Source organism: Actinomadura sp. GC306 (assembly GCF_004348665.1).
In the GTDB taxonomy this organism is placed as follows: Bacteria; Actinomycetota; Actinomycetes; order Streptosporangiales; family Streptosporangiaceae; genus Spirillospora.
In genome coordinates this window covers 1-12,208 of record NZ_SMKM01000204.1, presented here as the reverse complement: position 1 = coordinate 12,208, position 12,208 = coordinate 1, and the positions used below count along the sequence as shown (strand labels likewise).

The 12,208-nt window shown below is 72.8% G+C and carries 9 protein-coding genes; 7 read left to right on the top strand and 2 right to left on the bottom strand.

The window, feature by feature from the left end:
- Positions 1 to 777 (top strand): MFS transporter (locus E1200_RS24175; protein ID WP_131954365.1); only part of this gene is annotated, 777 nt, incomplete at its 5' end.
- A 10-nt stretch (positions 778 to 787) separates the two neighbouring features.
- Here the strand turns inward: E1200_RS24175 and bioA are convergent.
- A complete protein-coding gene (gene bioA / locus E1200_RS24170) occupies positions 788 to 2,101 on the bottom strand; it encodes an adenosylmethionine--8-amino-7-oxononanoate transaminase (protein WP_131954364.1) in 1,314 nt (437 codons plus the stop codon).
- On the bottom strand, positions 2,098 to 3,564 hold the full coding sequence (locus tag E1200_RS24165) for a CCA tRNA nucleotidyltransferase (RefSeq protein ID WP_131954363.1): 1,467 nt from the start codon (positions 3,562 to 3,564) through the stop codon (positions 2,098 to 2,100). Before E1200_RS24165 ends, bioA begins: the two co-directional genes overlap by 4 nt.
- A gap of 382 nt (positions 3,565 to 3,946) precedes the next feature.
- On the opposite strand from E1200_RS24165, the gene E1200_RS24160 reads away from it, so the two are divergent.
- The 6 genes from E1200_RS24160 to E1200_RS24135 all read left to right on the top strand — a co-directional run.
- The gene (locus E1200_RS24160; RefSeq protein WP_131954362.1) at positions 3,947 to 4,465 is read left to right on the top strand and encodes a YbaK/EbsC family protein; all 519 of its coding nucleotides are present in this window, start codon (positions 3,947 to 3,949) and stop codon (positions 4,463 to 4,465) included.
- Positions 4,466 to 4,668: 203 nt separating this feature from the next.
- Complete coding sequence (locus E1200_RS24155; RefSeq protein WP_131954361.1) at positions 4,669 to 7,149, top strand: DUF6049 family protein; 2,481 nt, start codon at positions 4,669 to 4,671, stop codon at positions 7,147 to 7,149.
- The gene (murJ, locus tag E1200_RS24150) at positions 7,085 to 8,857 is read left to right on the top strand and encodes a murein biosynthesis integral membrane protein MurJ (protein ID WP_131954360.1); all 1,773 of its coding nucleotides are present in this window, start codon (positions 7,085 to 7,087) and stop codon (positions 8,855 to 8,857) included. Before E1200_RS24155 ends, murJ begins: the two co-directional genes overlap by 65 nt.
- A gap of 194 nt (positions 8,858 to 9,051) precedes the next feature.
- On the top strand, positions 9,052 to 10,656 hold the full coding sequence (locus E1200_RS24145; protein WP_131954359.1) for a protein kinase family protein: 1,605 nt from the start codon (positions 9,052 to 9,054) through the stop codon (positions 10,654 to 10,656).
- A 171-nt stretch (positions 10,657 to 10,827) separates the two neighbouring features.
- Positions 10,828 to 11,451 carry an RNA polymerase sigma factor SigM gene (sigM, locus tag E1200_RS24140; protein ID WP_131954358.1) on the top strand — a complete coding sequence of 208 codons (624 nt, stop codon included), beginning with the start codon at positions 10,828 to 10,830 and terminating at the stop codon, positions 11,449 to 11,451.
- The coding region (locus E1200_RS24135; RefSeq protein ID WP_131954357.1) for a zf-HC2 domain-containing protein at positions 11,448 to 12,208 on the top strand (761 nt) is incomplete at its 3' end. The genes sigM and E1200_RS24135, both read left to right, overlap by 4 nt.

Below are 12,208 nucleotides of genomic sequence, written 5' to 3'. Positions count from 1 at the left end.
GCGCTGATCCTCGTGGCGGCGGCGGGGCTGTTCCTGCTGGCGGGGTCGATCGCGACGCTGCTGCCGAAACGGCTGCTGGGGCCGCACCCCGCCGAAGGCGCCGAGGCGGGACGCGACCGGCCCGGCGCGCCGCGGCTCGTCGAGGGGATCCGGGTCGTCCTGGACGGCCTGGCGGACGGCGTCCGGCACCTCCGGCGGCGCCCGGACGCGGCGCTGGCGCTCGGCGCGATCTCCTTCCACCGGTTCCTCTACGGCGTCGTGCTGATCATGACGCTGCTGCTGTGCCGGAACCACTTCGCCGACGATCCGGACGAGGGGCTGGAGACGTTCGCCTTGATGCTGGGCGTGTCCGGCGCCGGGTTCTTCGCCGCGGCGCTGGTCACGCCGGCGGTGGTGCGGCGCATCGGCAAGCGGGCGTGGGTGACGGTGCTGTTCGCCGCTGCGGCGGTCATCCTGCTGGCGCTGGGCCTGCCGTTCGCCGTGGCTCCCTGGGCGGCGGCCGCGTTCGCGCTGGGCGTCGTGTCGCAGGGCGTGAAGCTGTGCGTCGACACGACGCTTCAGGAGGGCGTCGACGACGCCTACCGGGGCCGGGTGTTCGCCGTCTACGACATGCTCTTCAACGCGGTGTTCGCCGCTGCCGCGGCGGCGGCCGCGACGTGGCTGCCGGTCGACGGGCGCGCCGGCGGCACCCTCCTCGCGGTGGGCGCCGCGTACGTCGTGGGGGCGGTCGCCTACTGGTCGGCGACGACGCGCAGGCCGGCCGGGGCGCTGCGTTGACGCGGTCCGCTCACAGGGATTCGGCGATGGCGCGGAGCGCGGCGGCGATGTGCAGGACCTCGTCGTCCGTGCAGACGTACGGCGGCATCGTGTAGACGAGTTTGCCGAACGGGCGGAGCCAGACGCCGTGCGCCATGGCGATCTCCTGCGCGGACGCGACGTCCACCGGCTCCCGCGCCTCGACCACGCCAATGGCGCCGAGGACGCGGACGTCGGCGACACCGGGCAGGTCCGCGGCGTCGTGCAGTTCGGCGGTGAGGATCGCCTCGACGGTGTCGACCTCGTCCCGCCAGTCGCGCGACAGCAGCAGGTCGATGGACGCGGAAGCGACGGCGGCGGCGAGGGGGTTGCCCATGTAGGTCGGGCCGTGCATGAGGGCGCCCGCCTCCCCCGACGTGATGCCGTGCGCGACCCGGTCGGTGCACATCGTGGCGGCCATGGTGAGGTAACCGCCGGTCAGGGCCTTGCCGAGGCACATGATGTCGGGGACGACCTCGGCGTGGTCGCAGCCCCACAGCTCTCCCGTCCGGCCGAAACCGGTCGCAATCTCGTCCAGGATGAGAAGGATGCCGTGCTCGTCGGCGATGTCGCGGAGGTGCCGCAGGTACTCGGGCGCGTAGAAGCGCATGCCGCCCGCGCCCTGGACGACCGGCTCCACGATGATCCCGGCGAGCTCGCCCGCGTGCTCGGCGGCCAGCCGGGACACCTCGTCCAGGTACGCCTGCTCGGGGTCGGCCGCGTAGCCGAGCGGGGGCGCCGGCGCGAACACGTGCTCCGCCAGGACGTCCCGGAACAGGTGGTGCATGCCGTTGACCGGGTCGCACACGGCCATGTCGCCGAACGTGTCGCCGTGGTAGCCGCCGCGGACGGTGAGCAGCCGGTGCCGCTCGGGACGTCCCCGCGACCGCCAGTACTGCAGCGCCATCTTGATCGCGACCTCGACCGCCACGGAGCCGGAGTCGGCGAAGAACACCTTCGTCAGCGGCTCCGGGGTGATCTCGACGAGCCGCTCGGCGAGCCGGACGGCGGGCGGGTGCGTGAGCCCGCCGAACATCACGTGCGCCATCTTGCCGAGCTGCCCGGTGACGGCCGCGTTCAGCTTCGGGTGGTTGTAGCCGTGCACCGCCGCCCACCACGACGACATCCCGTCGATCAGCTCGGTGCCGTCCGCCAGCGTCAGCCGGACCCCGGCCGCGGACACGACGGGCAGGACGGGCGCCGGCGCGGGCATCGGCGCGTACGGGTGCCAGATGTGCTCGCGGTCGAACTCCAGCATGCGCTCGGTCTCCCGCGGGCTCATCCGCCCGAGCTGCAGCGGGATCATTCGCCGCGTCCCTCCGCCGGGACGATGCCCTCGGCGGCGGCCCAGCGGCGCAGCTCCTCCGCCGCCGCCTCCTTGCCGATGACGCCGCGGTCGAGGCGCAGGTCGAGCAGGTACCGGTACGCCTTGCCGACGAGCGGGCCGGGCCTGATCCCGAGGATCTCCTGGATCTCGTTCCCGTCGATCTCGGGGCGGATCGCGGCCAGCTCCTCCTCCTGCGCCAGCCGCTCGATGCGCTCCTCAAGGTCGTCGTAGGTGCGGCGCAGCCGCTCGGCCTTGCGCCGGTTGCGCGTCGTGCAGTCGGCCCGGGTCAGCTTGTGCAGCCGGGACAGCAGCGGCCCGGCGTCGCGGACGTACCGGCGGACGGCCGAGTCGGTCCACTCGCCGGTGCCGTAGCCGTGGAACCGCAGGTGCAGCTCCACCAGCCGGGACACGTCGGCGATGACGTCCTTGGGGTAGCGCAGGGCCGTCAGCCGCTTGCGGGTCATCTTCGCGCCGACGACCTCGTGGTGGTGGAACGAGACCCGTCCGCCCGGCTCGAACCGGCGGGTGCGCGGCTTGCCGATGTCGTGCAGGAGGGCCGCGAGCCGCAGCACGAGGTCGGGCCCGTCCTCCTCCTGCGCGATGGCCTGCTCCAGGACGATCAGCGAGTGCTCGTAGACGTCCTTGTGCCGGTGGTGCTCGTCGATCTCCAGCCGCAGCTTCGGCAGCTCGGGCAGGACGTGCGCGGCGAGGCCCGTGTCCACCAGGAGCGCGAGGCCCTGCCGGGGGTACCGGCCGCAGACGAGCTTCGACAGCTCGTCGCGGACCCGCTCGGCGGAGACGATCTCGATGCGGGCGGCCATGTCCGTCATGGCGCGGACGACGTCCGGCGCGACGGTGAAGCCGAGCTGCGAGGCGAACCGGGCGGCGCGCATCATCCGCAGCGGGTCGTCGCCGAACGAGTCCTCGGGTTTGCCGGGCGTCCGCAGGACCTTGTCCCGCAGGTCGGTGAGCCCGCCGAACGGGTCGACGAACTCGTGCCCGGGCAGCCGCGCCGCCATGGCGTTGACCGCGAAGTCGCGGCGGCGGAGGTCCTCCTCGAGGGACGTCCCGTACGACACGACCGGCTTGCGCGACTTCGGGTCGTAGGACTCGCTGCGGTAGGTGGTGATCTCCAGCTCGACGCCGTCCTTGCGGAGGCCGACGGTGCCGAACTCGATGCCGATCGTCCAGTGCGCGTCCGCCCAGCCGCGGATGATCTCCAGGGTGCGCTCGGGCGGGGCGTCGGTGGTGAGGTCGACGTCCTTGGTCGGGCGGCGCAGCAGCGCGTCCCGGACGGGACCGCCGACCAGGGCCAGCTCGTGCCCGGCCGCCGCGAACCGGGCCCCGAGTTCGTCGGCGACGGGCGCGATCGGACGCAGCAGCTCGGCGATCGCGGTGCGCCGCGAGGACTCGGGTGTCACGTTCTGGTTGGGCACGGCCATCGAGCGTATTTCCTTGCGAGACGGGCTGACAAAGGACTTTCCGATGATCGGCGGGGCCCGCGCGCGAATCCTTGCGGGGCCGAAGGAGGACGGGACCCTTCACATGCCGCGATCCCCGGGTTACGTTCTGGACACCCCGATGACGCCATCGCGACCGCCGGTGAGCCCTCCGCACGACAACGGTAGCGGGACACGACAGGGCCACGGTCCGCCGCGTGTGCGGCTGAGGCGCATCGCGGCTGTTTTTGCACGACGTATGGCGAGGGTTAAACCGGACGTCTCGGGTATGTGGGGATATCCCTCGCAGAATGCCATGCAGGGGGCCACAGGGATCACCAGGCACGGGGGTGAGCGGGGCGACCCCCGCGGGATGGAGCCGAAGATGAAGGACGCTCTGACCATCCACCGCGCGCTGCTCGAATGGGAGGCCGTCCACGAGATCGTGCGGCTGCCCTTCGCACTCGCCCACGCAGACGAACTCCCCAGGGCGCTCGGCCTGCCCCCCGAACGGTGCCTGGTCACGCGCGTCTACTCCTGCGACGGACCCTTCGGCGCCCGGCGCTTCCTGACCGGCGTGATCGTCCCCGCGGAAGGCCGCCCGTCCGCCGACGCGGTCCGCGCCGCCGTCGGAGCCAAGACCCTCCGCCCGGCCCACCCGGACATCGTCAACGCCGTGACCCAGTACGCGGCCAACCTCGTCTGCCCCCTGCTCCTCCCGGACGACATGCCGGTGCTCATCGACCAGCGCGTCATGGACGCCCTCCCGTCCGACGACGTCGTCTACACCGCGACGGGCGAAGCCTCCATCGCCCTGGGCATCCGCGCCCGCACCCTCTACGCCCTGACCCACGCCGAGCCGGCCGACCTCACCGCCCCCAAGACCCCCCACTCCGTCTCCTGACCCGCCAGGACGCACCGGCAGAAATCGCACCGGCCGCCGAGCGCACACCAGAGGACCTCTAGGGCCTGACCGCCAAGGGCGATGGAATAAACTCCCCCCGTGGTGCGGGATACGGATGCCCGCCGGTCCGAGGCGGCCAGGTGCGTGGCCGGTGCGGCTTGTGGAGTCGGCCCGGCGCTCGGCGGCGCCTGGGCGGATGCGGCGTGAGACGCGTCGGACGTGCGGTAGCGCTCGCCGCCCTGCTGCCCTGCTTCGCGCTGGCGGCACCGGCGCCCCTGACGCCCCCGGCCACGGCCGCGCCCCCCGCGACGGCGCAGGCGAAGAAGCGGGCGCAGGTCGGGATCGGGCTCACGAAGGTGGGCCCGAAGACCGTCCGCGCCGACTCCAAGATCGAGATCTCGGGGCTGGCGAAGAACCGGACCGGGGACCAGCTCGCCGGCCTCACGCTGCGGCTGCGCTACAGCGCCCAGCCTGTCCTCAGCCGCAGCCAGCTCGACCAGTTCGCGACCGGCCAGCCGAACCTGCTGCCCAACGTGGGCCCCCAGCAGCCGCTCGCGAGCGTCGCCTCCCCGGGCGCGACACAGGAATGGACGTTCCGCACCACCGCCAAGGCGCTGCGGCTGAACATCCCCACCGGCGCCCCGGGCGTGTACCCGGTGGGCGTCGAGGTGCTGAACCCGGCGCAGCAGGTGGTCGGCGGGCTCACGACGTTCCTGACGGCCATGCCGAAGCAGCGGCACTTCAAGCCCGTCGCGGTCAGCTGGGTGTGGCCGCTCGTCGACCGGATGCACCGCACGGGCGACCGGGCGTTCTTCGACGACGCGCTCACGGGCGACATGTCGCCCGACGGGCGGCTCGGCTCCCTCGTCGACGCCGCCGCCGCGACCGACACCCCCGTCACGTGGGGGATCGACCCGGCGCTGCTCGACGACGCGCAGCGCATGGCGTCCGGGAAGTACGCCGTGCAGCCGTTCGGCGCCCCGAAGGCGACGCAGAAGGAGAAGAGCACGGTCGCGGCGTCGTGGCTGGCGGCGCTGAAGAACGCGTCCAAGGGCGACCCGTACTTCACCCTGCCGTACGGCGACCCCGACGTCGTCGCCCTCATCCGCCACAAGATGCCCCGCGACATCGGCCTCGCGTTCGCCGAGCGCAACACCGGCGTCGCGACACAGGTCCTCGGCCGGGCGGCCGACGCCGGCGTCGCCTGGCCGGTGTACGGCGCGGGCGGCCCTGGAACGCTTGAACAGCTCGCCGGGCACGCGCTGAAGGACGGCGGGTCGTTCCTCATGAGCAGCTCGCAGTTCCAGCCGCCGCAGACGGGGGAGCTGCCGAACGCGACCACGCGGGTGCGGACGCGGGCGGGCGAGCGGAGCGCCCTGCTGTTCGACGAGAAGCTCAACAAGATCGTCAGCGAGGGTTCGGAGACGTCCTACGGCGCGCAGCTGACCGAGCAGCGGTTCCTCGCCGAGACCGCGATGATCGCGGCGGAGGCGCCGAACCAGCAGCGGAGCGTGGTCGTCGCGCCCGACCGGCACTGGAACCCGGCGCCGGGCCTCGCGGAGAAGCTGCTGAAGTACACCGGGGACGCCGCCTGGCTCCGCGACCTGCCGCTGGACGACATCGAGTCCGCCGCCCCGCAGGCCAGGGCGTTCAACGGCTACCCCGACTCGTTCGAGCGCTTCGAGCTGGGCGACGCGCACCTCGCGCAGATCCGCACGACGGCCCGCCGCGCGGCGACGTTCCGGGAGGTGATGACGAACGACATCAACATCTCCTACGAGCGCGCCCTGCTGCGCCTGACGTCGGTGTCGTGGCGGGCGATGCCCGGACGCGCGAAGCAGGCCCGCAACGCGCTCACGCTCCAGCTCGACGACGACATGAGCCAGGTCCGCATCGTCACCACCAAGAACAAGCGGGTGCTGATGGGGGGCAGCTCCGGCAAGCTGCCGGTGCTCGTGGAGAACACGCTGCACGACCAGTCGGTGAAGGTGCGGCTCGTCGCGACGTCCGAGAACACCGCGAAACTCCAGCTCGCGCAGCTGGAGCCGGAGGAGGCGGTCATCGAGCTGCGGCCCGGCGAGCGGGCGCAGCGGTGGATCCCGGCGCAGGCGGCGGGCAACGGGAACTTCCGCGTCCGCCTCGACCTGGCGATCCCGGACTCCGGCGGCCGGACGCTCGGGGACGGCGAGACCATCACGGTCGTCACGACCGGATACGGGCGCATCGCACTGCTCATCACCGGCGGCGGACTTGCCGTACTCTTCGTGGGCGTCGGAGTGCGGGCCATCAGAGCAAGGCGCCGCCGGAAAGCGGAGGCAGCCGGTGACGGAGCGGGACCAGCAGGGACGCCCCCCGGGACGGGAGAGCAGGGGTACGGGTTCCCCGGCGCCGGGCTCGCCGGGCCCGGCCTACCCACCCCCGGGCTCTCCGGGACAGGGCTACCCGGCACCGGGCCATCCACCACCGGGCCACCCACCACAGGCCCATCCACCACAGGCCCATCCACCACAGGGCGCCCCCCAGGTTCCCCCGCCGACCCCGCCGGGAACGGGGCACCCGGGACAGGCACCGCAGCCGATGGGGACGGGATATCCGAACCCGAGCCCGAGCCCGCAGCCGATGGGAACTCCCCCGGCCGCCGCACCACCGGCGGCGGGGACCCCTCCGGCGGAGACCGCGATTGACCTACCCCTCCCCGGCGGAGGGAAGGGCGGCGAACCGCCGGCAGGCGCGCCCCCCGGCGACGCCCCGGGGGAGCCCGCCAAGGGCGGCGGCCTGCTGCGCTCCGGCGCGATCATGGCGGTGGGCACGCTCGCGTCCCGCGTCACCGGGTTCCTGCGGACGGCGGTCATCGTCGCCGCGCTCGGCACCGGGATGCTCGCCAACGCCTACAACACCGCCAACACGGTCCCCAACCAGATCTACGACCTGCTGCTCGGCGGCATCCTCGTCAGCGTCATCGTCCCGCTGCTGGTGCGGGCCAAGGAACGCGACCCCGAGTACGGCGAGCAGTACGAGCAGCGGGTGTTCACCCTCGCGGTGATCGGCCTCGCCGTCCTCACCGTGGTCGCGGTGCTGTGCGCGCCGCTGTTCATCGACATCCTGGCGGGCAGCTTCACCGGCGACCAGCGGGCCGTCGCGATCCTGTTCGCGCGGTTCTTCCTGCCGCAGCTGTTCTTCTACGGCGTCGGCGCGTTCGCCGGGGCGATCCTCAACACCCGCGGCAGCTTCGGTGCCCCGATGTGGGCGCCCGTGCTGAACAACATCGTCGTGATCGGCGTCGGCGGCGCGTTCCTGGCGATCACCGCGGGGCCGGTCACCCCGTCCAGCCTCACCGACGGCCAGATGCTGCTGCTGTCCCTGGGCACCACCGGCGGGATCGTGCTGCAGACGGTCGCGCTGTGGCCGTCGCTGCGCCGGGTCGGGTTCCGGTGGCGGCCGCGGCTGAACTTCCAGCGCGGCGAGATCGGGGAGGTCGGGCGGCTGGCCGGCTGGACGCTCGTGTACGTCGTCGCCACCCAGGCCGCGCTCGCCGTCGTGACGGCCCTGTCGAACAGCGCCGGGAACCGCGCCGTGGACGCCGGCGCCGGCGAGGGCTACGGATACACCCCGTACTTCAACGCCTACCAGCTCTTCCAGCTGCCGTACGCGATCGTCGGCGTCTCGGTGATCACCGCGCTGCTGCCGCGGATGAGCCGGTTCGCCGCCGAGGGCAAGACCGCCGACGTGCGCGCCGCGTTCTCCACCGGGCTGCGGCTCTCCTCGCTGATCATCATGCCGGCGGCGGCGCTGATGCTGGTGCTCGGGCCGGAGATCACCACCGTGCTGTTCGCGCACGGGAACACCTCGGCCGACGACGCGCTGGTCATCGCGCGGGTGATGCAGATGTTCGCGATCGCGCTGGTGCCGTTCTCGGTCTACCAGCTGATGCTGCGGGTCTTCTACGCCCACCGCGACACCCGGACGCCCGCGCTGATCGGCATGGTCACCGTCACGACCAACATCATCATGGCGTTCACCGCCTACAGCGTCCTGGACGTCGAGTGGATCGTGGTCGGCATCGCCGGCGGGTTCGCGATCACCAACGTCGTCGGCACCCTGACCTCCTGGCTGGTCCTGCGCCGCAAGCTGGGCGGCATCGACGGGCGCCGCATCGTCGGCGGCCACCTGAAGCTCCTCGTCGCGCTCTGGCCGCTGATCGGGTTCGCGTACGCCGCGCACACCGTCGCCGACGCCCTCGCCGACACCTCCACCCTGCTTCCCGCGCTCGTCACGCTCGTCGTCGGCTCCGCCGGCGGCGGCGTGCTGTACCTCGTCTTCGCGAAGCTCCTGCGGGTCGAGGAGGTCCAGATGGCGGTCTCCACCTTCGCCCGGAAACTGCCCGGCCGCTGACCTCCGCGCCCGCGAAGCGAGGCAAAGTAAAAAGGACGCGCGGCGATAAGGCGGGCCACTCGTGCGAGTAGCCACTACCATGTGGGGGACTACGGCTTGCGGGGCGACACCCTGGGGAACGCAAAGAGGAGGGTCGGAGGCGTAAGCTGCCACGCCACTAACATGGGATCTGACCACCTGTGCAGGACGCTGCCGTGAGCACGTCAATCATCGAGCCCGGCACACGTCTCGCCGGCCGCTACCGGCTTGAGGAGCGCATCAGCGACTCAGGCGGATCGTGCCTCTGGAAGGCCATCGACGAGATCCTCGCCCGGGCCGTCGCCGTCCGCACCTTCGACCCCGAGTTCCCCCGGATCGGCGAGGTGGTCACCTCCGCCCGCGCCGCCAGCCGGCTCACCGACCCGCGGCTCACCCAGGTGTTCGACGCCGACGACAGCGGCGAGAGCGCCTACGTCGTCTCCGAGTGGGTCGCCGGCGAGACCCTGGAGGGGATGCTCGCCAAGGCGCCGCTGGAGCCCGGCCGCGCCGCGACGCTGCTGTACGAGGCGGCCGAGGCCATCGCCGCCGCACACGCCGCCGGGCTGTCGCACCTGTGCCTCACCCCCCGCGACCTCGTCTGGACGACCGGCGGCACCGTGAAGCTCCTCGGTGTCGCGACCAACGCCGTCCTCGGCGACATGCACTCCGACGACCCCGGCGGCGACGACGTCCGCGGCCTCGGCCGGATGCTGTACGCGGCGCTCACCGCGCACTGGCCCGGCCCCGAGAAGGGGTCCGCGCTGCCCGCCGCGCCCGCGGCCGACGGCGTCCCGCTCGCGCCCCGGCGCGTCCAGGCCGGGATCTCGCACGCGGTCGACGCGATCGTGTGCCGCTGCCTCGGCATCGGCCCCGCCGAGCCCCTCGCGACCCCCGCCGACCTGGCCAAGGCGCTGCGCGGCGTCCCGCGGACCCCGCTGCCGCTGTTCGCCGGGCTCGGCAGCGCGCAGCCGCCGACCCCGCGGCCCGCGCCCCGCCGTCCGGCGTCGACGACGACCCGGCCCGACCAGCCGTCCGCGTCCGAGCGGACGGCGCACGCGTCGCACGTCCCGCCGCCGCGGACCCGCGCCCAGCACGCCGACTACGCGCCGCCCGGCTCGTCGTCCACCCGCACGACACCGGCGCGGCGCCGCGGCGCGCACGGCGGCGGCAGCGGCGCCGGGCCGCTCGGCAACCGCGCCCTCATCGGCGTCGCCGCGGCGGCGCTCACCGTCATCGTCGGCATCGGCGTCTGGGCGCTGTCCAGCGGCGGCGGCGAACCGAACGACGGCGGCCAGACCGACCAGGCCCAGCAGAGCACGCAGCCGAAGCCGTCCGTGGTGAAGCTGAAGGCGCAGAACGCGACCCCCTTCCAGGACTCGCTCCCCACCAACCAGGACACCGCCATCGGCAACGACATCGAGACCGTCATCGACGGCCGGCCGAGCGGCGAGTGGGCGACCCAGCGGTACGCCGACGCCAACTTCGGCAACTACTCCAAAGGCCTCGGCGTGCTGCTCGACATGGGCAAGCCGGTCGACATCGCCAACGTCAAGATCCACTCGCCGGTCACCGGCGGGACGCTGCAGGTCAGGGTCGGCGACTCGCAGTCGCTGAGCGGCCTGAAGGCGGTCGGGCAGCAGACCCCCAACGGCGACGAGGTCACCATCACCGCCAGCCCGCACGTCACCGGGCAGTACGTCCTCGTGTGGTTCACCAAGCTGCCCTCGTCGCCCGCCAAGGGCAGGCTGGGCGAGGTCACCGTCTACGGCGCGGCGGGCTGATCTCCGTTCGCACCGTGCCCCTGAGCTGTGACGGGGAGCGGCGCATGTCTGTATCGTGCCTGTGAGCAGATTGTCCCCTCGCGCTCTCCAGGAACCTGTGGTGCATTCCCCAGCAGCCGGTCGTGGACGCCCCGCGCCGACCGGGCGTCCAGAACACGAAAGCGGCCGCCCATGACATCGGTGAGCACGCGTCGCGTCGACGAGGTCCCCGACAAGGAGCTCCTCGCCCGCCACGCCCAGGGGGACCCGCACGCGTTCGCCGAACTCGTGCACCGCCACCGCGACCGCATGTGGGCCGTCGCCCTGCGGACCATCGGCGACCCGGAGGAGGCGGCGGACGCGCTGCAGGACGCCTGCCTTTCGGCTTTCCGCGCCGCCGGACGGTTCCGCGGCGACGCCGCCGTCACCACCTGGCTGCACCGGATCGTCGTGAACGCCTGCCTGGACCGCATCAGGCGCAAGTCCGTCCGCCCGGCGACGCCGATGGGCGACGACGCCACGTTCGACGCCGTCGCGCCGAAGATGCCCGACCCGACCGACGCGCACGGCGTGTCCCTGGACGTCAGCAGGGCGCTGCAGCAGCTTCCGTACGAGCAGCGCGCCGCCCTCGTCCTCGTCGACATGATGGGCTACTCCGTCGACGACGCCGCGCAGGTCATGGAGGTCCCACCCGGAACGATCAAGAGCCGGTGCGCGCGGGGCCGCGCCAGGCTCGCGCCGCTTCTCGTTCACCACCGGAACCGACGGGAACACAAAAACGTCGGAGGTGTGGAAGGAGGTGGCATGCCCAAGTGAACCCCGCACATTGTGACTACGACGTCCTGGCCGACCTGGCCGAGGGACTGCTCGAAGACGACGAAGCCGCCTCCGTCAGCGCGCACCTCGACACCTGCGCCGAATGCCGTGACCTGTCCGCCGACCTTGCGGACGTGTCCCGGATCCTGGCGGAGGCACCCGTGCCGTCCATGCCCGCCGAACTGGCCGAGCGCATCGACACCGCGATCGCCGCGGAGTCGCTGAACACGGCCACCGTGGTGAGCATGGAGCAGCGGCGCGGAAGGCGGCATTGGCGGATCCTGTCGGCCGCCGCGGCGGCGGTGGTCGTGGTCGGCGGCGGAGCGGTGGTCGGTTCGATCGCCCTGGACGGGGCGGACGGCGAGGACGGCACGGCGGCGACCCCACCGCAGGACAACTCCGCCTCGGCGGACCTGCAGCCGAAGGCGGCCGCCCCATCGGCGGCCCCGGCCTTCGAGGTCGCCCGCAGCGGCACCGACTACCGGGCCGGCGAGCTCGGCTCCCAGGTCACCGAACTCCTGGACAGCGGGCGGCTGAGCCGCGCGGCGGACCCGGCCGATCCACGGCTCAGGGGCTGCGTCTCCGCCGTCACCCAGGGGCAGGCCCCGGAGCTCGTCGACCAGGCGTCCTACGAGGGCAGGCCCGCGTACGTCATCGCGGCCCGCGGCGACGAGTCCGGCAAGTGGAACGTCTGGGTCGTAGGCCCGGACTGCACCGCCGGAGACCCGGGCGTCCTGAAGACGCTGAAGAACACCTG